At 39.2% G+C, this 25,179-nt stretch carries 17 protein-coding genes and 1 tRNA gene; 9 read left to right on the top strand and 9 right to left on the bottom strand.

Going from position 1 to position 25,179, the window contains the following annotated elements; genetic code table 11:
* Nucleotides 1–6: 6 nt before the first annotated feature.
* From AC07VK_RS09915 to AC07VK_RS09895, 5 genes are all read right to left on the bottom strand, one after another.
* Entirely contained in the window at nt 7–3,177 is a 3,171-nt protein-coding gene (locus AC07VK_RS09915) for a SusC/RagA family TonB-linked outer membrane protein (protein ID WP_492960176.1), read from the bottom strand.
* Between the two features lie 259 nt (nt 3,178–3,436).
* Nucleotides 3,437–6,355 carry a ligand-binding sensor domain-containing protein gene (locus AC07VK_RS09910; RefSeq protein WP_492960174.1) on the bottom strand — a complete coding sequence of 973 codons (2,919 nt, stop codon included), beginning with the start codon at nt 6,353–6,355 and terminating at the stop codon, nt 3,437–3,439.
* A 609-nt stretch (nt 6,356–6,964) separates the two neighbouring features.
* Nucleotides 6,965–7,624: a GDSL-type esterase/lipase family protein gene (locus tag AC07VK_RS09905; RefSeq protein ID WP_492960172.1), complete on the bottom strand. Its 660-nt coding sequence runs from the start codon at nt 7,622–7,624 to the stop codon at nt 6,965–6,967.
* A gap of 1,061 nt (nt 7,625–8,685) precedes the next feature.
* Complete coding sequence (locus tag AC07VK_RS09900) at nt 8,686–10,767, bottom strand: FUSC family protein (protein ID WP_492960170.1); 2,082 nt, start codon at nt 10,765–10,767, stop codon at nt 8,686–8,688.
* Between the two features lie 630 nt (nt 10,768–11,397).
* Nucleotides 11,398–11,844: a hypothetical protein gene (locus tag AC07VK_RS09895; protein ID WP_492960168.1), complete on the bottom strand. Its 447-nt coding sequence runs from the start codon at nt 11,842–11,844 to the stop codon at nt 11,398–11,400.
* A 555-nt stretch (nt 11,845–12,399) separates the two neighbouring features.
* On the opposite strand from AC07VK_RS09895, the gene AC07VK_RS09890 reads away from it, so the two are divergent.
* The 4 genes from AC07VK_RS09890 to AC07VK_RS09875 all read left to right on the top strand — a co-directional run bounded on the left by AC07VK_RS09890 (nt 12,400) and on the right by AC07VK_RS09875 (nt 14,673).
* Nucleotides 12,400–12,777 (top strand): nuclear transport factor 2 family protein, encoded by a 378-nt coding sequence (locus tag AC07VK_RS09890; RefSeq protein WP_492960166.1) that lies wholly within the window; start codon nt 12,400–12,402, stop codon nt 12,775–12,777.
* Nucleotides 12,778–13,301: 524 nt separating this feature from the next.
* Nucleotides 13,302–13,493 carry a hypothetical protein gene (locus AC07VK_RS09885; RefSeq protein ID WP_492960164.1) on the top strand — a complete coding sequence of 64 codons (192 nt, stop codon included), beginning with the start codon at nt 13,302–13,304 and terminating at the stop codon, nt 13,491–13,493.
* Between the two features lie 199 nt (nt 13,494–13,692).
* Nucleotides 13,693–14,193 carry a GNAT family N-acetyltransferase gene (locus AC07VK_RS09880; protein WP_492960162.1) on the top strand — a complete coding sequence of 167 codons (501 nt, stop codon included), beginning with the start codon at nt 13,693–13,695 and terminating at the stop codon, nt 14,191–14,193.
* A gap of 18 nt (nt 14,194–14,211) precedes the next feature.
* Nucleotides 14,212–14,673, top strand: coding sequence for a MarR family winged helix-turn-helix transcriptional regulator (locus AC07VK_RS09875; RefSeq protein WP_492960160.1), 462 nt, complete (start codon nt 14,212–14,214; stop codon nt 14,671–14,673).
* A 53-nt stretch (nt 14,674–14,726) separates the two neighbouring features.
* Here the strand turns inward: AC07VK_RS09875 and AC07VK_RS09870 are convergent.
* Nucleotides 14,727–14,799 (bottom strand) — tRNA-Lys (locus tag AC07VK_RS09870).
* Between the two features lie 144 nt (nt 14,800–14,943).
* On the opposite strand from AC07VK_RS09870, the gene AC07VK_RS09865 reads away from it, so the two are divergent.
* From AC07VK_RS09865 to AC07VK_RS09850, 4 genes are all read left to right on the top strand, one after another.
* Nucleotides 14,944–15,387: a DUF3805 domain-containing protein gene (locus AC07VK_RS09865; protein ID WP_492960158.1), complete on the top strand. Its 444-nt coding sequence runs from the start codon at nt 14,944–14,946 to the stop codon at nt 15,385–15,387.
* Between the two features lie 57 nt (nt 15,388–15,444).
* Nucleotides 15,445–16,212: a DUF2310 family Zn-ribbon-containing protein gene (locus AC07VK_RS09860; protein WP_492960156.1), complete on the top strand. Its 768-nt coding sequence runs from the start codon at nt 15,445–15,447 to the stop codon at nt 16,210–16,212.
* A gap of 733 nt (nt 16,213–16,945) precedes the next feature.
* Nucleotides 16,946–18,553, top strand: coding sequence for a hypothetical protein (locus tag AC07VK_RS09855; RefSeq protein WP_492960154.1), 1,608 nt, complete (start codon nt 16,946–16,948; stop codon nt 18,551–18,553).
* Between the two features lie 500 nt (nt 18,554–19,053).
* Nucleotides 19,054–20,130 carry an FISUMP domain-containing protein gene (locus AC07VK_RS09850; protein WP_492960152.1) on the top strand — a complete coding sequence of 359 codons (1,077 nt, stop codon included), beginning with the start codon at nt 19,054–19,056 and terminating at the stop codon, nt 20,128–20,130.
* A 226-nt stretch (nt 20,131–20,356) separates the two neighbouring features.
* Here AC07VK_RS09850 and AC07VK_RS09845 read toward each other — a convergent pair whose 3' ends face one another.
* On the bottom strand, nt 20,357–20,932 hold the full coding sequence (locus AC07VK_RS09845) for a dihydrofolate reductase family protein (RefSeq protein WP_492960150.1): 576 nt from the start codon (nt 20,930–20,932) through the stop codon (nt 20,357–20,359).
* 449 nt (nt 20,933–21,381) lie between these two features.
* On the opposite strand from AC07VK_RS09845, the gene AC07VK_RS09840 reads away from it, so the two are divergent.
* Nucleotides 21,382–22,056, top strand: coding sequence for a hypothetical protein (locus tag AC07VK_RS09840; RefSeq protein ID WP_493053015.1), 675 nt, complete (start codon nt 21,382–21,384; stop codon nt 22,054–22,056).
* A gap of 135 nt (nt 22,057–22,191) precedes the next feature.
* Here the strand turns inward: AC07VK_RS09840 and AC07VK_RS09835 are convergent, their stop codons facing one another.
* A complete protein-coding gene (locus tag AC07VK_RS09835; RefSeq protein WP_492960148.1) occupies nt 22,192–22,554 on the bottom strand; it encodes a hypothetical protein in 363 nt (120 codons plus the stop codon).
* A 148-nt stretch (nt 22,555–22,702) separates the two neighbouring features.
* Nucleotides 22,703–25,150: a TonB-dependent receptor domain-containing protein gene (locus tag AC07VK_RS09830; protein ID WP_492960146.1), complete on the bottom strand. Its 2,448-nt coding sequence runs from the start codon at nt 25,148–25,150 to the stop codon at nt 22,703–22,705.
* Nucleotides 25,151–25,179: the final 29 nt, after the last annotated feature.

Raw genomic sequence — 25,179 nt, 5'->3', positions numbered from 1 at the left:
ATTATATTAAAATCCAACATTTAAGCCAAACAAAAACGCCCTTGCCTGTGGATAAGCACCGCGGTCGATACCGTATTGTGCGCCACCACCAGAATCGGCAGTTACCCCTAATTCTGGATCGTAACCCGTGTATTTGGTTATGGTAAATAAATTTTCGGCAAGCACATAAACGCGGAGTTTTTTCATGCCCCATTTATTAATGATGCTGTTAGGCAATGAGTAACCTAGTTGCATTGTTCTTAATCTGAAAAAATTGCCACTTTCCAGGTACAGGTTAGTAAATTTAGAGTAGTTACCATTTGGGTCGCCATCAACAATGCGCGGAAGCGAGGCTCCGGTATTGCTTGGGGTCCATGCATCTAAATATTTGCTCTGGTAATTTGCAGTAGCAATATCTAACCTTCTTAAGCCCTGGAAAATCTGATTGCCACCTGAACCACTTCCAAAAGCGGTAAAATCGAAGTTTTTGTAACCCAAATTAATGGTAATACCATAACTTACGGTTGGGTTTGGATTGCCTAAATAGGTACGGTCATCAGGATTGATGATGTTATCATTAGTTAAGTTGGCAAATTTTAAATCGCCTGGTTTTGCATTTGGTTGTAATTTGGTTACACCATCGGCCCCTAAATAACTGTCTACCTCGGCCTGACTTTGGAAAATGCCCAACGATTGGTAGCCATAATATTGCTGGTAAGGTAAGTTTAAACCTGTTCTGGTAATGTTTCCGAAATTCTGGAAAGTTGCGCTGTTATCTTCTAAGAAAAGGTTTCCGGGAAGTAACTGTGTAACTTTATTTTTATAAAACGAAATGTTTCCGTTTACACCAAAATCTAATTGACCGATTTTCTTTCTGTATCCCAACTCAATCTCTAAACCCCTGTTTTGAATGTCTGCTACGTTTTGCGCAAAACTACCATAACCCGCATATCCTGGGATTGGTGGATTTTGTAAAATACCCGTGGTTTTCTTGTCATAAATATCAACCGTTAAGGTTAAATTCTGAAACAACGTTGCATCGATACCAATATCTGCCTGACGGGTTTCTTCCCACTTCAAATCAGGATTGGCTGGAGCACCAGGGCTATACCCTACATAAACGGTTTCGTTTGTAGAACCAAATACGTAATTACGATCTCCACCGGCGCCTACAATTGGGATATAAGGAAAATCGCCGATACCATCATTTCCGGTAACACCATAACTACCACGAATTTTCAGGAAAGTAAGTACATCATTTTTAGGGAAAAAGTTTTCTAAAGTAGGTACCCATCCTATTGACCCTGAAGGGAAGTAACCAAATTTATTATTGCCCCCAAACCTGGAAGATCCATCACGTCTGATCAAGGCAGAAAACAGGTATTTCTCCCCATAATTATATTGGATCCTCGAAAAAAGTGAATTGATTCTATGATCAGTACCATCGCCACCACTACTGTTTGTTCTATCCGCCGGCAATGCATTATACCTGAAAGATGCTTCATCGAAAGTTTTTGCTGGCACATTGTTGTACACTACAGTTGCCCTGCGCTGGTTGCCATCTTTATACTCACCATGGCCCAACAAGAAAGTGAAATTATGCTTATCTATCACCTTGTTGTACGAGATGGTGTTCTCCAGGTTCCAGTTAATTACATAGGTATTCTCTCTCGATAACGACGATTGGTTAATCGGCGTAGAGGTGTTGTAATACGCAATCGGGGTGAATGAATTACTTCCATAAAAGGCCATTTTGGTACCCAATGATGAACGGATGTGTAAACCTTTTATCGGTTCCAAATCAGCAAAAACGTTACCTACAATATTATGGTCGTAACCATAGTTTCCTAATCTGTTCTGGATCATAGCCAATGGATTCTTCATTTCCTGTAATACATACGGCGAAATCCCAAAAAGCTGGCCATCGCTATTTCTTGTTGCTGCAGCATTTTGTACCGGATTACCCGTAGCAGAAGGGAAAAAAGCCGATTGTGAAGAAGGGTCTGTAATAATCGAAGGCGTAATCGGATCTAAATTAATTGCCGAGCTTAGTACACCACCAAACTCACGGTTGGTTTCACCAATACCGCTATTTACACCATGGCTATAACCTAAATTTTCGCCAAATGTTACGCCTTTAATAGGTTTAAATGAGGTATTGATACGCACATTAGCCCTGTTAAATTTAGAAATAGGCGTAGCTACAATACCTTTGATATCGGTATAGCCAAAAGAGGTAAAATAAGATGCTTTATCACTTCCTCCAGATACACTAAATTCGTGGCTTTGCTTTGGAGCACTATCATTAAAAATCAAATCCTGCCAATCTGTCCCTGCACCTAATGCTGCAGGGTTGGCAAATGCCGGGGCTTTGCCTGCACTAACAAGTGCCTGGTTACGCAAGGTTGCATATTGAGTAGCATCCAACAAGTCTAATTTTTTAGCTGGTGCCTGAGTACCATAATAACCACTATAATTAATGTTCAACGTTCCTGCCTTACCTTTTTTAGTGGTTACCAAAATAACACCCGCAGCAGCACGTGTTCCATAAATTGCAGCAGAAGCACCATCTTTAAGTACCTCAATTGATTCGATATCGTCTTGATTTAAATAACCAATGCCACCTGCATCAATCACCACTCCATCGATTACCCAAAGCGGATCGTTCTTGCTGTTGCCAAAAGAAGTAAAACCTCTTAAACGCACGGTAGAGCTTGAACCTGGCTGACCAGAAGTAGCCGCAATAGTTAACCCCGAGGTTCTACCTTGTAAAGATTGTTCAATACGGACAACTGGCTGATTTTCGAGGTCGGAAGCCTTAACGCTTGAAATGGCTCCTGTTACTACACTTTTTTTCTGTGTACCATAACCCACTACAACCACTTCCGTTAAATCTTTCGAATCGGCAGTAAGCGAAACATTAATACGGCCGCCTGCCGGAACCGTTACCGTTTGCGTTGCCATACCAATTAAACTGATGGTTAATTTACCGCCAATAGGCGCCTGAATACTAAAAACACCATTGGCATCAGTAGATGCAGCTTTGGTCGTTCCATCAAGCTTAACTGTTACGCCAGGTAAAGGGGCACCATTTTGTTCTGTTACTTTTCCTGTAACGGGAATGTCTTGTGCCAATAAGGCCAGCGGCAATGCCATGATACAGTAAATGAAGAATACGAATGTAAATCTTCCTCTCATAGAAATTAGTTTTAAGTTAATATTTGGTTATTTAATGACCGGGCTCTTGGTCGCCCGTTTCATAAATCAAATCTAGAGAGGTGCAATGCATTAGCACAATTTAGCGCTACTACACAAACCATACAGCAGCACTCTATTAACCCAAAAAGAAGATTTTGAGGCCTACATAAGCCCTACAAGGCAAACTCAATTAAACTGAATATCAGATACTTAAACCGTTTTAACTAAAAATGTTCTTATTTGTAACGAAAACATTGTTTTAAGGCGTTTTTTGGCGGGCGATGCCGATCAGAAACTCATATAAATTAGTCTCGGGTTTAAGCTGAAGCTTTTTTCTTAAGCGATATCTGCCCACTTCGATGGCTTTAATGGTTACATTCATCAACTGCGCCATTTCTTTTGACGACAGGTTCATCGATAAGTAGGCACAAAATTTTAAATCGTTCTGACTTAAATCAGGATAAAGGTCTTTGAGTTTATTAAAAAATTCGGTGTTTACATGATTAAAGTGAACGCTCATATGATCCAGCTCCTGATCCTTCTTTTCCACATCTCTGATCAGTCTGATGAGGTGCCTGAAACTTGGCGAACTCTCATTAATATCGTGGTTTTTAATTACAGCCGATATCACTTCTTTAATCTTGGCCAATACCTTACCGCGTTGCACCAGGTGCATGGTCATGGTAGAAAGCTCTTTATTCTTATAATTTACATCGGCTTCTAACTTCTCGTTCTGCAGCCTAACAATTTCCTTTTCGTTACGATCCAGTTCCAGCTGATGCAGGTAACTCATCCGCTCCTGCTCTTTAATGTGTTTTCGCTTCTGCCATCTAATAATCAACCTAATTAACAGCACAATCAAAATCAGGTAAAAAATCCTCATCCATATGGTATTGTACCAGGCGGGCAGTACCACAAAAGTATAGCCTATCACTTCCGATTCATTACCTATATCTGTTCTTGCTTTAATATTGAAAGTATATTTGCCGGCAGGTAAATTGGTATAGTCCTTTTCGCTTTTCGTATTCCATGCCGACCACTCCTTATCGAAACCAACCAGCTGATAACTGAATTTAATATTTTTATCATGCTCGAACAATGTAGAGGAATATTCGAAATGCATTGAATTTAAATGATTGGTGTATTCTGGTATCTCGTTCTGATCCTGTTTGGCAGAAATTATGCCTTTGGTTGTAAAATAGCCTCCAAAAACCAAACTATCTTTTTTACCAAGCAGTTTAATCTGTCCCAGCACTACAATTGGTTTAGTTATGTTTTCGATGTATTTTTCATAGTTAATATGATAGGCTCCCTTATTGGCCCCAATAAATATGTTCTTACTATCCAAGGGGTAAATAGATTCGAAGCCGCCTACTACTTTCCCATCTAACTCGGGCAGATAAAAAATACTAAAAGGATTCGATCCCGATGGCCGGCTAAAATCGATTACGCCTACCTTTTTATTGCTTACAAACCAAATGTTGCCGTCGTTATCCTCCTTCATATACTGCACCGAAATACCCTTTATGGCATTGGCCAGTAATTTTAGGCGGACAAATTTTTTCTTCGCGTTATCATATTCATAAACGCCATCAACAGTTGCAATTACCACCCTATTTTTAATGTGGAACACGTAATTGTACAATTTAGAAGGCAATCCATCACGGTCGGTGTACATGGTGGTACGCAACACACGTTTATGATCGGGCTGTAATTCTATTTTATACACCCCATGATAGGGGTGCGATGCCCAGATATGATCAGGGTTGTTATTATCTGCCACGATAAAGCGCAGCGGCTCATTTATACCTTCAACTCTTCCGCCATTGTTAAACAGCCCATCCTTATAGGTTAAACGTTGTAAACCCCAGTAAGTGCCTGCAATAACTTCGCTGCTTGGGTAAACCCGATCTAAGCTCTGGTACAACCAGGTACCTGGTAAATTGTAAAGCGGCTTAGCTACATTGTTCTGCACCAAAAGTGTACCCTCCTCGTGTGCTAACAACAGCTGGTTATTAATCTCATCGAGCCCCCAAACCTGTCCTTTGGTATTTTTTACCTCTTCAAAATTCGCAGTAGCATAACTTAAATCTTTGGCAGCGGGATTAACTTTTGTTCTATATAAACCGTTCGATGTACCGATGTAAACCGATTCGTCAAATTTTCTGAAGGCATAACTCGTAATCTGTTTATTACGGTCGGGGAAAATACTTTTAATGGCACTATTTATGGCCACATAAGCAATTCCATCGTCTAAAGCCAGCCACATGTTTTTATCCCTGTCCTGCAGAATCCCCCTTACATTGTTGTTCTGCAGTCCTTCCCTGTAATTGTATTTCTGAATCAGTTCTCCACCTTTATTCATAATATATACCCCGCCAGAGGTAGTACCTACTGCATATAGATTTTGATTGATCCTGTCGGCGAAATAAATCCGGTCGTTAAAAAACACATGATCAAGATTGGTTTTTAAGGGTTTAAGCTGATGGTTAATCAATAGAAAAAAACCACCCTTTAAGGTAGAAACCATCAAAGTATCGCCACTATAAGGCAAAATAGCGGTAACAGACGATTTCTTGAAAACCGGATCAGTACAAAAAGGTTTCCAAATTTCCTGCTCGTAAACCATTAAAACCGATTCTTCCGACTGGGCAAACACTTTGTTATTGGCTGTGCCCATAAATAACCAGGCCTTACTGGGTTTATAGTTTTTAATCACCCCATCCTTATAATGCAGGATGGCATTGTTCGACCTGAAAAAAACTTCATCATGAATAATCGAAATGTCCCATATATCAGCAAGTTTACGCAGGTTTTCGGGCAGCAAACCTAAAAGCGAAGTATATTTTAAAACGCCTTTCTCATTGGGGTAATAAAAACCAAATTCATCCTGTCCTCCTACATAAATCCGGTTTTTAGAGTCGATCCCGATGGAGCGTACAGAGGTATAATTAGGTAAGCGGAACAGGTTCCAATACCGGCCGTTAAAAGTAAGCAGCCCCTCATTGTTCCCAAAATAAAGAATCCCGTTTTTATCCTGTTTAACATCCCAGTTCTGCATACCCGCGTTATACTGCTCGTTATTGTAATTTACAATCTGCGGAATGCCCAAAAGATCCTGTGCTGATGCATAATAGCCCATCAGAAGAAAAGTAACAGCAAGCAGAAGTTTGTACATATGGTTAGGGGATGATTAGCACGCAATAATAAATATATAATTTTAATTCCGGTTAACATTACATACAACTATGCGCTGTTGTTAAACCAGGTCGCCCATTTCTTGGGGCGGGTAATGAAAAGCATAAAGCCAAATGTTTAGGTGCGCTAAGGTGACTAAGGTGGTAAACAATGATGTTTATTTTTTGAAGCGCAGTTCCTGTAGTGCTTCGGTGTGTTCCAGTCCCGCTTTCACTACAAGTCCTCACTCCTGCCTCGCTCCGGGCTTACCGTTCAATCGGGGCTAGTTTATTGGGGGCAGCATAATAAAAATATAAACCCAAATCCTGAGGTGCCCTCAGCTGACTAAGGTGGTAAAACAATGATGCTTATTTTTTGAAGCGCAGTTCCTGTAGTGCTTCGGTGTGTTCCAGTCCCGCTTTCACTACAAGTCCTCACTCGTGCCTCGCTCCGGGCTTACCGTTCAATCGGGGCTATGGTTTAAGGTTGCAACTAATATCAAAGATGTGCAAAGGCGGTTAATAGGAGTGGTAGGCCATTGCATTAAGATTAGCTTCGCTGAGCACTCCGTGGTTCCTGCCTGCGCAGGAATGACGAACTGAGCGCGAAATTACTTCAATAAGTGTCGCTCAACTGCTTTTCGCCAGATGGCATAACCCGCAGCATTCATGTGCAACATATCATCCACAAAAAGTTCTGGCCTAAGTTGTCCGTCTTTGGTTAGCATCAGCGGATATATATTAACGAATTTCGTATTGGCCTCTCCGGCTAAAAATTTCGCGATCAATGCGTTAGAAGCTACTGCCTTTTCTTTAAATTTATCCCTGCTCGGACTTGGTTTAATAGAAATATAAACAATAGGCACCGTTGGTAACTTTGCCCTAATGGCCTGGTACAAACGGATGGTACGGTTTAAAACGGTATCTGGTGTAACCGTTTCGCTTGGTAAATCGTTCTCCCCCACATACAGTACAATCTGTTTTGGCTGGTAAGGAAAAACAACATCATTTAAATAATAGGTGATATCGTTTATTACAGCACCACCAATACCACGGTTTAAAGCATTGTATTTAGCAAAAATCTGTGTACAGTCGTCCCATTTCCTGATGGATGAACTTCCTACAAACAACACGGGATGAACGGGTGGTTTGTACATTTGATCGTACTTTTTAATGGTTTGCACATCATCCCAAAAATTAGGTTTCTTTTGGGCAAAAGCAGTTACAGTTAAAAAAGAAATCAAAAGAAAGCTTAAAAATGATCTTTTCATGCGGATAAGGATGTTTAAAGGCACACAATATACCAATATCCTGTTTTTTACAATCAATTCAATCAAATTTATTACGGTATGTGTGTAAAAAAATGAATTGAAGTTTTCTGTAGCGTAGTGCCTGATTCGCCTGCATTGAGTAATGCAGGCAAACAGGTCTTGTTATCATCAACTAACCAAACATATAATGATGAACAAATATAAACCTTTATTTAGAATTATTCTAAATAATTAACATTTATTAACTAAAAGAATAGTAACACATTAATAATCAATTTATTTAATTTTAAAGAATTGCTTCACTACAAGACCTAATCAGTTTAAATGGTAAACTATAAGCTTCTCCACGCTGAGTTTCTTTAGGACTATTAACGAATAATCCGTGATCATTAGTACAATATCATCTTTTCTTTAACCATTTAAGGCATATAGCTCAAGAGCTAATGTATCGCTTGAAAATTGATAACTTGATTTTCTGCGCCGATCATCTTAAATCTGCGGGAGCGAATAAGCATAAGGGTTTCCCGCCGATTTCGCGAATTTACGCAGCTTTAGTTCAAAGACCTTTCTGTCTCAGATCGGATGACGATGTGATAGCGTTATAATTGCCTTGAGTTGCTTCCATGCGGTTGGTCAACCTGAGGAGTAATTTATTTTATAAAAATTAATATAAATGAAAGGAAATATTAATGGAGATAAATTGCTCAAAGCATCGTCATTGCGAGAAGGCTTTTTCAGCCGACGAAGCAATCTTTCTAGCAAGTATGGTTAGCAAAAAAGATTGCTTCGTCGTTCCTTCTCGCAATGACGACCGCTCCACTAGACACTGTCAAAGATAGCGGAGTCGAAGGATCTTTTCCAATTAGTTAAGCTTAAAGAAATTACCCACTCTGTCCTTAGAGTTAAGCGTAGCGTCTCTAAGGATACAAGAATAAAATTGAGTTTATAAACTCAATTGAACGAGTCACAGACTCTTTTCTATTATTAATCCGTAGAGCCCTTCGGAACTCTACGGACAGACAAGGGGTCTTCGACTCCGCTCAGACTGACAAACAATTAAATTAACCCCTAAATGCAGCACTAAACCTCCTGAAATCGAACGATAAAGCAGCAATATGCGCCAGTTTTTGCCTGGTAGAATGGTCATCATGATCAACATCTATTATATTAACATGAGGCACAGCATCATTTTTTAGCACCTCTCCGGTACTGAGGTTGCTTACAATCTGGCTAAGCAACAATGGGTCGGCCTGTTCGGGTTTATGGTTAAGTGAAAGGTATATAGAAGTAATAATTGCATTGATCTGGTAAATGGTCGACTGTATGCCATACAAACCATTAAAATCGATATGTTTCCGCATCGGCTCCTGGCTGGCCGACTCAATTGCTTCGCTTAATGCCGATAAACTCAGGTTGGCATTTTTCCTGGCCATGCGCGATATATTCTCGTCCAGGTTTTCCTTCCTTTCTATCGCCACCTCCAAATAGTGCAAACTATCTTTTGTGGCTTTGCTTATTTTCGCTTTCAACTGGCGGCTGTCCCAAATGGGGAAAAGATAAGTGGCAAAAATGGCGATTACACAGCCCAGCACCGTAAATATAATCCTGTCGTGTACAATATGATCGAAATGGCCCTGGTAACTGCCCAGCGTTAAAATTACAGCAGGGGTAATAAACAATACACTTACGGTATAATTTAAACGGTTAAAGGCATAAAAACCCAATAAAAAAATTACCGAGAACGAAAGCAGCACCGCCGGGCTCTTTACAAAATAGATGATGATCAATCCGATTACAACCCCGCCAAGGCTTCCTTTTAAACGCTGTAAATTGCGTTTCCAGGTAATTGAAAATTTGGGCCGCGCCACAATAACCAGCGTAAGAAAAAGCCAGTAACTGTATTTACTCGGTTCTAATTGCCAAATGAGCAGGAAACCAAACAGGAAACAGATGGCCAAACGCAGCGAAAACCTAAAAATTGGCGACTTTAAAGTCAGGTGCTCCTTAATCGAAAAGCGATCGCCGGTAACAAACAAGGGATAAGAAATAGATCCGCTCAATTCTTGTAAGTGTTTCTCAGGCATCCGCTCGTTGCCCCTGATCATTTCAATAATACGCACAATATCGTTCATGTTCGAAACCACCTTCAGCACAATTTTACGCTGGCTTTCGTTTAAATTTTCCATCTCCTGCAACAGCATGACCCGTTTCTGGTAATATTCGATATTGGTGGCCACTTCTCCTTTATAAGCCTTGGCCGACCGAACGTGCCTGCCCAGTTGCTCGAGCTCTTTGGCCAGCAATTCAATTAAGCTGGCAATCAGTTTCAGGCTCGGGCCGGTTGCCAAAGTTTTGCGTACCAAAGCATAATCGTAATGTACGGCATTCAACTGTTCATACAAATCGATCAGTAACCGCGCCCTTTCCAACAGCAGCTGACCTTTGGGGTTATCGGGGTTCATAGCGTACTTATCGGTAAGCAACAGATTGCGGATCAGCTCATGCTTCTGGTTCACCTTAATGTGCAGTTTTATGGCTTCCTTTTGTTGCAGATCAAGCGGAACGTCCACATCGTAATTCTTCGCTTTGGCATTCAAAAATACCGCACTGCTCATCAGGCATTCGAAAATGGCATGGTGAAGCGAGCGGTAAGGGCGGATTAAAATCTGGATTAAACTGATGATATAATACCAAACCCCACCAAGCAGGATATAACTGCTAAAATACAGCGGTCGTTCAGGGTGAAGGCCCATTACAAAAGTACATACAATCAGCGCCATGGTGCCGATCAGTGAGAGTTTCTGCCCATATACCGCAAACATCGAAAAGCTGAAAGCGGCGATGACCACAACCACCGCCGTAAGGTAAACATGATCTAAAACCGATGAAACCACCAGCGTAGTGGCAAAAAAGACGATTATACTCGATAACGCTGTTTTCAGTTTGTTCAGGCGGTTATCGGGCAAATCGGTCAGACTGATTAACAAAGCACCAACCCCTATTCCCTTGGCCGCCTCCGAATTGCCCAGGTAAAAGAATAAAATAATGGGCAATACCACAGTAATGGTGGTGCGCAGGGCATCAGAAAAGTATTCACCTAAAAAGAAATACGAAATGGTAGAGCCGATGCTGTTTTTGCCCATGTATATGTTAACGAATACTAATAATTGATAAAAGCTGCAAAGATAATAGATTTATAATGCATGCATAGCAAATATTGCACAAAACCAGATACCGATTTGTTCTTTGGGTTTTAGAAGCGTAATTGCGTGTTCATAACTTAATGTTATGTATTACTCCGTAGTGACGCTGCGCTGAACAAACGGAGAGGAGGATGGGAAGGGTGGCTAATTGGAGTAAAACTCAATTACGGAAAACCGTAATTTAAACTTAAATGTCATGATTATCTTGTTCAAAAATTTCAAAGAATTATGGGAACAACAATTGGAAACGTATTAATATCATATGATATTAATAAATCACATTCGCAAGTTAAAGCTAGCTTAGAGCTTTTAGGTTATTAGATCATTTTACTAATACTGGTGAATCAAGGAAATATTTACCCAATACTACATTATGGCATCCAACCAAATCTTCAAATCAAGCAGTTAGTGATTTAAAAACAGTTTGTAGTAGTTTAGGAGTGATATTAGAAAAAGCTGTTGCGGTCAAAGCATCTGAATTTGTGGGAATCTAACAGGAGAAGTGGCCGCCGAATAACTATAAAACAGACTTACATTCACTGGGCTGTCTTTCAACAGCCCAGTTGTATTTTAATCCCTGTACCCATCCCTAAAACTATAATGCGTTTGTGCATTACAGATTACATAATCAATAATTTCGATGTTTAGCTTTGCGCAGGTATTAAAACAGGTAGTTACAAAAAGTTCATCGAATGGGTTAACCTTAATGCTTTTCACATCGCAATAGTTTAACACCAGTACGCCATAAGCATTGCAGGCAACAGCCAAACCCGCCAGTTGCTGTATGCAGTTAATCGGTTTTGCCTGCCGCTTTAGTTTGTACCAGCAAAAAACCTCGTGGTTTTGGTTTACAAACAGCACGTACCAATCGCAGGCTTTACCAGATGATGGTTTGCCGCGGAGCTGTTTTAAAAATTGAATTGAATTTTGCGCCAGGTTTACATTAACAGGCCTTTTGAGTGTGCGATAACTAAACTCCAGTTTAGCTAAAGTAATTTGATTTTTTGTTAGGTGCATTTTAAAAAAATTAAATACATGCCCAACTGTGTTCGCGATATGAATATAGCAAAAATTTATAATTAAGCTGCTAAAAAAATGAAAGAAATATCATCATGGAAGAGATGCTGAGATAAATTACCTTCGGTGAACTCGCATAAGGCCCGGTTTACTGCGTAGCTCCCGCTACGCTACAGGTCAGCATGACGATCGCCTTCAATATTCTGCTTCTGCGCATGCTTAAGCATATGTTTGCCACGGAAGCACGAAGAACACGGAAAAACTTTAATTTCCTCCGTGATTTCTGTGTTTCCGTGGCTAATTAATTTTTGCACATGTTATAAAAGCGCACTGCCCTGCCACCATAACTGCCCTGCCCTTCAGTTCGCAATAACGAAATTTGGATAATCAACCCTTGTCCCTCTAACGCAACACTTCTGTTTTCATTGATTAATAAATATCATTGCAAACCAGTTATCACTTGCACGAATAACCGAATACTTATATCTTTAATTCAACATCCAATTTAATACGATGCATACATTATAGCATTTTACAGATTGATAACCTGATCCTATGCCTTTAAAAGAAGAAATCGTTAGAAACTATATTGAAGCCTATAACAACTTCGATGTAGACAATATGGTTATAAACTTTGATGAAAACGTAGTTTTTGAAAATGTTGAGAACAATGAAACCAATATGTCCTTAACGGGTATAGCCGCTTTTAAAGAGCAGGCAGAACAGGCAAAAGCATATTTTAAAACAAGGGAACAACGTATTAAATCAATCAAACATGCTGCACAACAGGTAGAAATAGAAATTGATTATTATGCTGTATTGGCTATAGATCTTCCCAATGCTCTTAAAGCAGGCGAAGCACTAAACCTTTCGGGTAGGTCTGTCTTCTTATTCGAAAGCGGTAAGGTTATTAAATTAACGGATATAAGTTAGGTATTAAATTGATGATAATTTAAAAATATGGAGGCTATTTTCACTATCTTATTTGAACTCATTATCAATCAATTATTATTGAAGTGGACGTTAAAAAGAGAGCAACGCAAAAGACTATAACTATGGGAGTTCCAATTTAGCGTAAGCCTTAGCTTGATTTAGATTTAGGGTATAAATACTTAACTACAAAGATTGCTTCACGCCACTACAGCAGCCCTGCCCTTCTGTTCGCAATGACGAAATTTTTCAGACTGATTTCTTCGTTCTATTGGAGGTAAAACACAACACCAAATAAAATTCCCGCATGCGCGAGATCCGATAACTATCGGATGACGAGCGAGTGGAGCTTAACAGAAGATCAACCTAACTTTGTGCCCTTTGCGCTTTTCACTTTGCGACCTTTGCGGTTAAAAGAAATGCATCCAAACTTCCGACCTCGGTCACCCAACACCCGACTAATTAAACAATTCCCAAAACAATTGCCTTTTAAAAAGAATTATATAAGCACACCTATAACAATTGATATGAAAACGAAATTAATAATCTTAGTAACCGCCTTTGGTTTAGCATTGTCAGCATGTAATGGTAAAAAAGCCGATCAGGAAAATGCGGATAGTACGTATAAATACACGGACACCAACAAGGTGATTGACAGTGCCAGTACTGATTCTACAGCAGATTCGACCACCAATGCCCCTGCTGATGTAAAAAATTAAAGAAAATGAACAAACAAAAGCGCTCATACTGAAAAGTGTGGGCGTTTTTTATGCCTGAACGTATTTTATAATAGCCATGAAAATGAAAAGCAGAGCATATCTTCCGTTAAAAACACGAATATAGTTGACTATTTCAACTATATTTAGTTATTTTGCAATAGTTGATCTTATCAACTATATAACACGTAAAATATAAATTATGACACCAGTTTCATTTGCAGACATCAGGATCAGAACAACACTGCATCCGGGAGACTTAGGCTATATCGCCTATATCCATGGGCACTTATATGCCAAAGAATGTGGTTACGGCCTTAGTTTCGAAGGATATGTGCTCGACGGCCTGAAAGATTTTGCTAAGGAATACGACCAGGAAAAAGATAGGATTTGGATATGCGAACACGACGATAAAATAGTGGGTTGCCTTATTGCACATCGCCGCAACGAAGCATTACAGTTCCGATACTTTATTTTCCTTCCCGAATATCGTGGACTTGGCCTAGGCAAACATCTGATGCAACAGTTCATTGCTTTCATGAAGGAAAAGGAAATAAAACATGCTTTTTTATGGACTACTGAAGAGCAACTTACTGCCGTATCTTTATATACGAAGTATGGATTTCAATTAACTGAAGAAAAAACATCTAATAGTTTTGATAAGCCGCTTAGAGAATTCCGATACGACCTTTTATTCAATTAATTGCCAAATCAGTTTATTATGGAAGACAAATTAAAAATTGTAGACGAAATCAGAAGTTTTAACCGGTATTACACAAAATTGCTGGGCCTTCTAAATAATCATTTGCTCAATAGCAAATATTCTCTTACTGAAGCACGGATCCTTTATGAAATACATGCTCACGAAAAAATTACCGCAACACAGATCGTATCTGCGCTTGGAATTGATAAAGGGCAGTTAAGCAAGGTCATGAGGCACCTTGAAAAGTACGGGCTAATCACCCGGAAGGCTTCTGAAACTGATGGAAGAGTGATATTCATTTCACTCTCATCCTCAGGCAAAAAAGTGTATAACGAACTCGATGCCGCATCTAACCAACAAATTAATGATATGATTTCGCTTATACCAGAAGGTAATCAAAAGCAATTAACCGCATGTATGCAGGAGATCAAAAAGATACTGACCAATTCGTCTACAGAAGACGTTAGAAAGCAATCTTAATTTCAGTGCAAACAATTGGACAAACTCATCTCTTTTAGATTTGTCGCCACAAGTGACCCCTCAGGGGTTCGAACCCTGGACCCACAGATTAAGAGTCTGTTGCTCTACCAACTGAGCTAAGAAGTCTGGTTTAATAAATATAAGATTTGATGGGGACATTAGAAAGATTTAACCAAAGTTATTTATACCAATAAGATCATACTGAAGCTACAGTTATGTTGGGCCTTTTTTACTTAATTTAGCTTTTAACAAAGTAGGATAAACAACACTATGAGTAATTATATTTCTAGGAGTGGGTGGTTTAGCTTCACACTAACTAATGGTTGGACAGCATACGATGATGCGGAAAATTCTACGGATGCTTTCTGGAATGAAGCGGAAGCCTCATGGACTGGTAATTTTAGGATTACAGCTTTCCAGTGGCCAAATGTAACTGACTCAAATGTGGATAAAGCTAGTGAATATATTACTACTGAGGTTTTGGAAAATACAGGTGCACAGAAAATTATCTTAGGTGAATACAACTGCGCGCATTACAAGAGAGAATTTCAACAAGAGGGAGACCACCAAATTATTTATTATTGGATAACAGGAAAGCAAAATGATATATTTATCTGCACATTCTCAATTGATAAGGAACAGGAGGCAATGCCGATTAATACAAGGGAACTAACATCTGTTCAAAATATGATCGCCAGTATCAAAATCATTTAGAACGATTGATTTTATTTATTTACCAATTTGCCAACTTATTAGCAAGACAAAGACAGCATGTACATTCAAGAAATATCAATTGATATAAAGACAAAATTGGATAAAGACGAGCTCATTGATGAATTTGGTATACTAATGTCTTTTTATCGTGGAAATGGACAGACACAAGGAAGAATAGAATCACAGTATATTAAAAACGACAAAATAGTTTGTTTGCCTTTCACGCTTGAGAAAAATTCTCTTGACAAGAAATTCAATAACTTCTATGTAAATAGACAAACAAAAAAAATTGAAGATCTGTGTAACTCCAGGCTGAGCTATAAAACTATCGGCAAGTCGTATGACAGTTACAAATCTCCTTGCAAATGTAAAAAGTCTCACTTCTATATTCTGATTACAAATTATATCACCATTGAATCTCCATTAACTTGTGGGACTTGTAACCAATCAGTACCACTTTATAGATTACCAATTTATTACGATCATGGCTATATGCCAATTTTAAGCTGGGAAACGAATTATATTTCCTGCGACAGTTTACAAATGAATTGTGAAGTTGGAGAACGTTGGGCGCTAAATCAGATGCAAGAAATTAAATCCCAACTATCCAGGCAAGGACTTGAAATTTGCAGAAAAATCGAAGAACTGACTTCAATTCCAACTTTTTATTATTTACATAATTACAAGAAATATAAAGGAGATCAGCTGACAAGGCCTTGTCCGGGTTGCAACAAGAAATGGAATTTAAAAACACAACTAAACGATCAGTATGATTTTAAATGTGACGAGTGTAAAATAATATCAACAATATCGCCAAACGTTTAAAATGCTTTTAATAAATTGATACGCGAATCTCACTAATGGCTTAACGAATTGTGTACGATAAATACACAAGTCATCACCCCCAAGCGCCTGCACGCTAAGACCTGCGCCAGTAAGGCTTATGCTTTTGATACATTAATCTCACTAAAAATCTTAACGGGTTAGCTGCGGTATATACACGAGCCGTTCATCACTCTGCCTTGTACACGAACACTCCCGACGCTAAAGAGGTTAATAATTAGGAGGTAATATTTACAGATTTACTTCGGGCTTTGTTCGGCTACAATTGTAACAACGCTGTCAGAAGTCCGAACCAACTCCGAACCAAGCCCGTCTCAACCCTCAATCGGAGACAACGATTTTACCTTTATTTCTCTCCGCCTTTACACTGAAAGTAACTCGATAAATGATTACCACATTTATGATAGGATAGAAAACGTAATCACATTAACAAATTCATTTCCCAAATTTCTTGATACATTTTTAATCGGTGGTGTTTGATGGGCTGTACACCTGGAGAAAAAACGTTGAAAGATTGACAAAATAAAATTGGCTTTAGCTAGATTTACGTCAAACTCATTAAAAAAAAATTAATCACAGAAATAATATTTAAATTAACCCTTATGCTCAATTTATCAGTTCTAAATATACACTTACTCATTAAAGGGATTTCGCGCCATTCAAATCGAAAATTTGACAAAAGAAGAGTTGTTTAAATTAGTTTGCGCATAATTATATGAAGACCCTTTTTAATGTATTAACCCTACTCATTTTGGCAGCAAATTTAGCCAGTGCACAAACCATGGATGTTTACGAAAAACTCATCGCACACAATCTGATCGATAAAACCCAGATAAAAGAATTTGATGAGTTTTACAAGAGTAGTAACATAAAATCTAATCCAGGCTATTTATATGCGCTCTTTCAGATCGAATACAAGAAATTAAAAGGAGAAAAGTATTCTGAATTTAGCACATACCTGAACTTTAGTGAAGAAAAAATCAAACCGGAAGAACAAATAAAAATCAACAAAGATTTAACGGTTTACCTTTCAAAACTGAAATCATGTAGTATCATTAATAAAATTGAATATCAACAGTTTAGAACCGAAATCAGTAATAACAAATTTGCGCACTTCCTCGAGCTCTTGCTGGCTATTACCGCACAACTTGCCTTACAGGAATATATGAACCCTGAAAAATTAAAAGTATTTGCCAACAAACTAAAAAGCAAAGAAATTGTAAGTGTTAAATACGACCAGCTTATTTCAGCTATCAACAAAGGGCAATTGCAAAACCCTATCGATTTCCTGAATTATTGCAACAAGGCTGTCATTATAAACGACCACGACTATGCAAACGAACCAGAAAAATATCTTGAACAAATCCATAAAAAAACAGCAAGCATTTTTCCAGAACTGGCTTTTACAGACTTTCAGTTCCAGATTGTACTAGACAGTACATTATCTGATGATGAAAGTAAATTTTACAACTTTATTGTTTCATTAAAATCGAACGGCAAGAAGTATAAACAAAAAAGTCTTTATCGTTTGTACAGCCAAACTAAAGACCAATATTTTGGAGACAAAATAGACCAACAAGAATATTATAAAATCTTCAATAAAATTTTGGCAGATCTGCAATCGCCTTACCGGCTACACGAAGTAAAAGCCGATCAGGGAAATGCCGTTACCTGGAAAGTATTTGGAATAATCGCATTATCCAAAGAACAGGCAGACGCATTGCGTAGTGGAGATGATTATTATTCGCCCAGTTACGAAAGTTTTAAGAACACTTTAACCAGTAAAAATATAGCTAAAGCAATCGAAGAATATGAGAAAATAGGATTGCTTTCTCATTTAACTGCTGCCCAAATTGAAAAGGCTAAAGAAACAGTTTCTGAACAGGAGAATATTAATCTGAACGATGTACTTTTGGCTTTTCCCGAAATTATACATCAGTTCGATACGGAGTTGGCGAACCTCGAAGCGCCATATGATGAATTAATAAAAGAATATCAGAAAATTTCGCATCAGGATTTTAAACCAACAGAAGTTTCAGACAATTTTGACTTAGAAAAAAACAAAGAAGTTGTACTCAGATTTAAACTAGGAGAAAAATTATATAACGGAAAATTTAAAATTGAGAACGATTGGATTGATCCAAAGTTTTTCGATTTTATTAAGGCGGTAGTGACAGAAAACAAACTCAAAGGACAGTTTTACGAACTTTATACAGGCGGGCAGGAAGCAAGCATTATCTATCTAACAAAAGACCAATACGAATATTTAAGAGCAAATAAACTCCTAATATTTGGCGACGAGTGGCAGGAAGAAGAGGAATAATGCTCTCGCTCGGCAATAGTATCAGGTAAAAACGATTGGCTTTAGTCCAGTTTCCATTGGCTTAGTTTTATTGAAGTAACTATTTGTTTACTAGGTCAACCTTCGAACCTCCGACACCGGACTAACCGATCAAACAGATTAAGTCATCCATTCCTACGCTTTCGGGGTACAAGCTATTGTTAAATAGCCCTGATGGAAGTGGAGCGGACAGCAGGACCGAAGCCAACCTAAGGGTTACAGCCCTTGCGCTCCAAAAAACCTTTCAACTCCAAACCTTAACATCCCCATTATGGAAGATTATCGTCTTCAAACAGATTGCTTCACGCTCCCTCACCAATCTACCCTTACAGCAATGACGAATCGGTTCTCTTTTTAGAAACCCAAACTTCACCACTTCGTCTCCTAACTTCTCAAACCCTCATCAAAATATACCCAATAAATGGTATTGACGCCCAGTAGGGTGATTGGGAAATTTGCCAATAACAAACAAACTATAAAGCATGAAAATAAACAAACTACTATTAATGGCAGTGCTTGTGCAATTGGTTACGATATCCAATTTAATTGCGCAGGTAAAGAAATCGCCAGCCAAAGCAGCTGTTCCCGTTAAAACCAAATATGGTGCATTGGCTATAGACCGATCCAATGGTTTTTATTATGGTTTTTCATTCGATCAGCCAAACCGGGCAGAAGCTGAAAAGAGAGCGGTTGACGAATGCAACAAACGCGGTGGATCTTGTAGCATTGTGCTCACCTATTCGGGTACAGGTTGTGCAGCATACCGCACCATAAACGGCAATGTGGGTACCGCATTTGGCTGGGGCATAGCAAAAACCAAAGAAGAGGCCGATGCAATAGCAACTAAAGAATGTTTAAAAAGAAGCGGCGGCATACAACCTACTAACTTTGTTTGGAGCTGTAATTCAGCGCAAGCGGCGCAGTTAAAAGAATTATACAATGCCTCGCCAGAAATTACAGGGCCGGTAAAAATTGGCAACCAGGTGTGGACAAGCACCAATTTAAACGTGAGCACCTATAGAAACGGCGAGCAGATTTATTATGCGGCCAACCAAAAAGAATGGGAAAAGGTAAGCAGGGAAAAAATTCCGGCTTATTGTTACCTTAATTTCGACAGCAGTAATGAAAAAAAATATGGTAAGCTGTACAATTTTTATGCAGTTACCGATCGCCGCGGCTTAGCGCCTGCCGGTTGGCATGTGCCCAGCAGTAATGAATTTTTAACGCTTATTTCGGCTTTAGGTGGAGAAAAGGTAGCTGGTAAAAAAATGCGTGGTACCACCGGCTGGGACGTAAAAGATTCGTACAAATTTGCACATGGAAATGGTGATAACTCGTCAGGTCTCAATTTATTGACCAATGGCAGTGCTGGTGGTGATGAATATGGTGGCGGCCAATCTTTCAAGTACGGGGTATGGTTAAGCTACTGGTGGTCGAGCACGACCAAATCAAGCGGCGACAGCTTTGCCTACTACCTTGACTTTAACAAATACAGCGAACCGCGTGTAACCGACTACAGTAAGACCACAGGTGCCGCGGTAAGGTTAGTGAAAGATTAATTTCCCGTATCGCACCAATGCATATTTCGAAACCTAAAGGTTAGAAATCACTTAATCAACTGGGAATGACGAAAGTTCCCGGTTGATTTTGTTTAACGGCCTAACAAACCACACACCTTAAAAGTGACGTTTGACTACATAAGGAATTGAAGGAATATAAGCCAACAGGCTTCTGTTCGCAATGACGTTCCAGTCCCCAAACGCCAAACGCTCAACTCCAAACTAATTAACTTCCCAGCTCCCCAACATAGCGATAAGTATTCAGCTGCACCCCTGTTGGCGTAGTTTTCGTGCTTACAAAAGCCAGTTCGCGCGCATCAGCAGTGTCCGGAAAGAAACGTTTGCCCATGCCCAACAATACCGGGTATACCATCAGCACAACCTCGTCAACAAGTCCATGCGCTAACAGCACAGCTACCACTGTTGAACTTCCATACACGATCAGATCAGGACCCGCTGTTGCTTTGAGTTCGCGAATACGCGTTACGATATCTGTGCCTAAATCTTCAACCGGTCCCCATTCGAGGCTGTCGGGCCTATGCGTGGCCACATATTTTTTGCCATTATTTAAACTGTTCGCCATTGGATTATCGCCAGCCTTTGGCCAGTACTGGGTCCAGCTATCGTAGGTTTTGCGGCCAAGCAGCAGATCAATGTTAGTGCCCTGTGCCTCCAGTACGGCGGCCAAACCCTCCGGGCTCCGGTAAGGTGTTGTCCATCCGCCATGTGCGAAATCCTCGCTGTTTTCGTGCTGCATCACGCCATCAAGCGAGATGTGTTCCATTATTCTGATCTTTCTCATCTAATTTCCTATTGATTTGATGATGATAAAGTTACAACGGAAGAGCCATGCAAATGAGGGGTAATCGTGACAATATCAAGGCGTTTTTATGACTATTTGAATTTAATTTATGGGTTAATGGTTTAACTGAAAAGGCTAGCTGGAAATAGTAAAGAATTTAGAAACGATGGGTGCTGTGTTTTTCGGGCAACACAGCCCCACCATTCGCTACAATCTTTTTGTTACTGTTATCCTGAATCTATGGAAGAGGCAACAAAAAGGATTTCCGCTGCTGTCGGGTTTAGTGAGGAGGACCTGTAACTTTTGGGAGAGGTTAAATAGCGATTGTTATATTCATATGGCCTTACCGTTTCGATTGATGAATACTGGTATGGATAAAGTTGACTGTAAACTGTCAATTTAAAACTGTAAACTAAAACCCCTAACTTGTGTCAACTAAATTGCCAACCATGCTCATAGATTTGATACCAGTAATTGAAATCGGATATAACAATGAGGAACTAACGGCACCAGACAAATTTCCCTATTGGGAACATCCTGAAATCTGGAACGCTTATCATCAAGAATGCTTTCGAAAAGCGGGCTTTAAAGATAAACTGACACCTTATTTAAACGGTTTTCCATTCTATAAGCTCTCAGAAATTACTGATAACAACTTAACCAAACTCATCATTGACCATACGCAAGAAATGAGAGATGGAAAATATGAACGACAACAGTCTGCAACATTTTTTGGCGGTTATGTTTTGAATGTTGATGGGCAAGACAAATATTTTCCTCAATGTTGCGGAGGCCTAAGTGATATCATTTATTGGGACAGACTTTCAACGTTACAAAATACTTATTATGAAGGACACCCTGCCCCACAGATCAAATTTGATTGCGACAATATCGTATTTGATTTTTCGGTTGGCGAATTTGATGAACCCTTTCAACCTACACCACGAGAAAGTATACTATCAATTGACCGACATGAGCTCAAAAAAGCGGTTAAAAAAGTTAAAATAACACTTAAATCTTTTGAAAAACGTCTTGATGAAATAAACGATGTCGAAAAATTAAACATTGAAAACATTGGCGGACTTTTAATTTGGAACGATCAAAACTATGGAATAAGATATTAAATAGTTAAATACCCCACAGATCAAATCGTTCGCAGATTTTCCCTTACCAATTGTCAGTCAGAACACATAGTCGCAGACCGCCCAACTTTGCGCCCTCTGCGCCTTCTCTCTGTGATCTTTGCGGTTAAAACCCGATTATTCCGTTAACTTCTGCTTAATCCCTTCAGTAAGCTTTTTCACTTTCATATAGCCTGCTAAAGAGCTGTTCCGTTTATCAAAGTCGATTACTAACCAGCCTTTTTTGGCTTTAAGGTTAAACTTATCGCTGCCATTTAGGTTCACAAACAGATCGATATTCTGATCTAATGGAAGTTCATTATTCAAGGCGCTATCCAGGTATTTTTCCAGTTTCGCAGTTTTATCTTCGGCATACTTTGCCTCAAATTTAAAATCGCCATTGGTATCTGAAGCACTTATTGATAAATAACCACCACTATTATGGCATCCGTAACCTAAAGCGGTAAATAAAATCGCGATACTGTATATTATATTTTTCATGTTATTATTAATTTGTAATTGTTAAAAATTGTCATCCTGAGCTTGTCGAAGGACAAATGTTTTTTTGTTTTCACCAATTAAAGGTCTTCGACAGGCTCAGACTGACATTTTGGACTCTGGACTGATTACTCTAGACTTAGGACTAAAACTATCCTCCCGCTCTTCCCTTAATATCATCGGTAGCAGTATTTCTAGACCGGGCCGATTTCACATTCTGGTTTCCGAAATTGTAGCTGACGCTGAAATTTGCCCTTCGGCTGGTGTAGCGGTTCACTACGTTCATATTGATGTTCTGATAAACCAATTTCCCCTCCCAATGGTTGGTAAGTAAAATATCATCCATATTTAAACGTAGTTTAAGCTTTTTATCCATCAAAGTTTTCTGGATTCCGGCATTTAAGGCGCCCTGATAAATGGTGGTTTGTTCTACACCCGAAACCCGTGGGGAGTTCAGCCATGCACTAATTTCGAGACTAAAGTTTTGAGGTAAGGTAAACGAATTGGAAGTAAAAACATTTACCGCAGCCTTTCCTGCACTGTATGCAGCACCTTCAATATTCCCATCATTAAATTTGCTGTAATAAACACTAACATTATTTTGAATATTCCACCATTTCGTAACCTTAACAGGAACATATAAATCGGCAGAGTAATTCTGGAAACGGCCTAAGTTCTGGCGGATTACACTGATCACCCGGGTAGCATCGTCCTGTTTACTAATTTGCGTAATCATATCGCGGGTATTCGAATAACTTAGCGAGAAAGAAGCCTGTTTATAACTATAGCTGATCTGGTAATTATCAGTAAACTGAGGTTTCAGATAAGGATTTCCCTGATCAACCGCTAAAGGATCCATATAAAATACAAATGGATTTAGCTGTTGGTAATTCGGACGGTCTACCCTTCTGCCATAAGAATAACGGATGTTATGGTTTTCACTGATCTTCTGGTTTACAAAAACGGTTGGAAAAACAGATAGATAGTTGCGGTCTACTTCTTTCTGGTCGGTTACAGAAGTGCCATTAGAATGTGTGTGCTCAGCCCTTAAACCCAGCTGAATCTGCCACACCTTCCATTCTTTAGCGAAACTTCCATAAATGGCGTTAATATTTTCTTTGTACACAAAATTGTTCGATTTACCCAAATCATTTTGCCACACCCCTCCAATCAACTGTTCTGAAATAAAGTCGTTATGGGTAACTACATAGCTGCTTTTTAAACCGGTTTCCAGTTTCATGGTTTTCGAAATCGGTAAGGTAAAATCCGTTCTGGCGGCATACACATTAATCTCCGCATCTGTATTGTTCCGTAAAGTAGTTTGGCTGGTCGGGCTACCGCTGCTGTTTAAATAATTGGCCAGAAAATTTTCATCTTTTTTATTGCTGAAACCCGAGTAATCCATATCGAAAGTGATACTTTTCCCCTTTTTATCAAAATCATGTTTGATATTGAAGTTGGCAGTTAAATTGCCTACAGGCGAATTCGAATTGGCATCCTGTAAAATGTAATTCAGAACTGATGCGCCATTTTGTACCGCATTAATATTGGTATTGCTAAAATTGGTGAGCTTAGTGGTTACTGTATTGGCATCCAACATCACCCCAAAAACTGTTTTCTCAGAAGCATAATAGTCTGCCCCCAGTTTCCCTTGAAAACCAACACCTTTATTTTTACGGTCGAAATTTTGCGTAAGCGAACTTGCCAATCCCTCCGACAAAGTGGTGCGGGTTAAAAACGTATTGTTAAATTGGGCTTTGCGTACTATAGCACCATTTCCAAAAATGTTCCATTTACCTTGTCTATGGTTTAAGTTCAGGTTTACACCCGCACGGAACAAATCACTTGGTGAATCCGGCATAATACCTTGCCCAGTATTTAATGTAACTGTACCATTAGTGCCATAAGCCTTATTACGTTTTAGTTTGATGTTGATGATCCCTGCATTTCCGGCGGCATCGTATTTGGCAGATGGATTGGTAATGAGTTCGATGGTAGAAATCTGATCACTGCTCATATTGCTCAGCAATGTGGTAACATCAGCACCCGATAGGAAATTTGATTTCCCGTCGATCATCACCATCACACCGCTTTTATTATTCAGTTTAATCTGGTCGTTTTGGCGGTCGATCTGCACGCCCGGGGCTTTTTCTAACACTTCTAAAGCCGTGCCCCCAGTTGCAATAATACTATTTTCAACATTCAGCACCGTTTTATCGATCTGGTGTTCAATAAAAGGTTTTTTGCCCTGCACGCTCACTTCTTTTAATTGTTTGCTTAAGCTTTCGATCGTGATGGCAGGTAATTTCAAGTCTTCATTAAGCGAAAAATGGCTGGTCTTTTTACTTTTAAAACCCACTATAGAAACCGATAATACATACTCACCGCTTTTTAGCTCATCAATTGCAAACTCGCCTTCAATATTGGTCGATACGCTTTTAACTACGGTGGTATCAGGATAATGCAGTACCCTAACAACAGCAAATGATACGGGAACAGTCTTTTCATCAACAATTTTCCCTGTAAGTTTATTTAATTTTTGGGCAAAAGAAGCCCCACATGCCATTAAGCATGCAACTAGCGTAAATAATGTTTTCATGGCTTTTCTTTTAGGCGTTATATTTTTAT

The sequence above is a fragment of the Pedobacter sp. GW821-FHT01D05 genome (assembly GCF_059422505.1).
Note: the sequence above shows the minus strand (reverse complement) of the source record. Positions and strands in the feature narration are given on the sequence as shown.

Coding starts and splice junctions, on each gene's coding strand:
- AC07VK_RS09855 (WP_492960154.1), top strand. CDS start 16,946: ATGAAGACCCTTTTTAATGTATTAACCCTACTCATTTTGGCAGCAAAT.
- AC07VK_RS09895 (WP_492960168.1), bottom strand. CDS start 11,844: ATGCACCTAACAAAAAATCAAATTACTTTAGCTAAACTGGAGTTTAGT.
- AC07VK_RS09880 (WP_492960162.1), top strand. CDS start 13,693: ATGACACCAGTTTCATTTGCAGACATCAGGATCAGAACAACACTGCAT.
- AC07VK_RS09830 (WP_492960146.1), bottom strand. CDS start 25,150: ATGAAAACATTATTTACGCTAGTTGCATGCTTAATGGCATGTGGGGCT.
- AC07VK_RS09885 (WP_492960164.1), top strand. CDS start 13,302: ATGAAAACGAAATTAATAATCTTAGTAACCGCCTTTGGTTTAGCATTG.
- AC07VK_RS09860 (WP_492960156.1), top strand. CDS start 15,445: ATGTACATTCAAGAAATATCAATTGATATAAAGACAAAATTGGATAAA.
- AC07VK_RS09900 (WP_492960170.1), bottom strand. CDS start 10,767: ATGGGCAAAAACAGCATCGGCTCTACCATTTCGTATTTCTTTTTAGGT.
- AC07VK_RS09840 (WP_493053015.1), top strand. CDS start 21,382: ATGCTCATAGATTTGATACCAGTAATTGAAATCGGATATAACAATGAG.
- AC07VK_RS09865 (WP_492960158.1), top strand. CDS start 14,944: ATGAGTAATTATATTTCTAGGAGTGGGTGGTTTAGCTTCACACTAACT.
- AC07VK_RS09845 (WP_492960150.1), bottom strand. CDS start 20,932: ATGAGAAAGATCAGAATAATGGAACACATCTCGCTTGATGGCGTGATG.
- AC07VK_RS09835 (WP_492960148.1), bottom strand. CDS start 22,554: ATGAAAAATATAATATACAGTATCGCGATTTTATTTACCGCTTTAGGT.
- AC07VK_RS09905 (WP_492960172.1), bottom strand. CDS start 7,624: ATGAAAAGATCATTTTTAAGCTTTCTTTTGATTTCTTTTTTAACTGTA.
- AC07VK_RS09890 (WP_492960166.1), top strand. CDS start 12,400: ATGCCTTTAAAAGAAGAAATCGTTAGAAACTATATTGAAGCCTATAAC.
- AC07VK_RS09850 (WP_492960152.1), top strand. CDS start 19,054: ATGAAAATAAACAAACTACTATTAATGGCAGTGCTTGTGCAATTGGTT.
- AC07VK_RS09875 (WP_492960160.1), top strand. CDS start 14,212: ATGGAAGACAAATTAAAAATTGTAGACGAAATCAGAAGTTTTAACCGG.
- AC07VK_RS09910 (WP_492960174.1), bottom strand. CDS start 6,355: ATGTACAAACTTCTGCTTGCTGTTACTTTTCTTCTGATGGGCTATTAT.
- AC07VK_RS09915 (WP_492960176.1), bottom strand. CDS start 3,177: ATGAGAGGAAGATTTACATTCGTATTCTTCATTTACTGTATCATGGCA.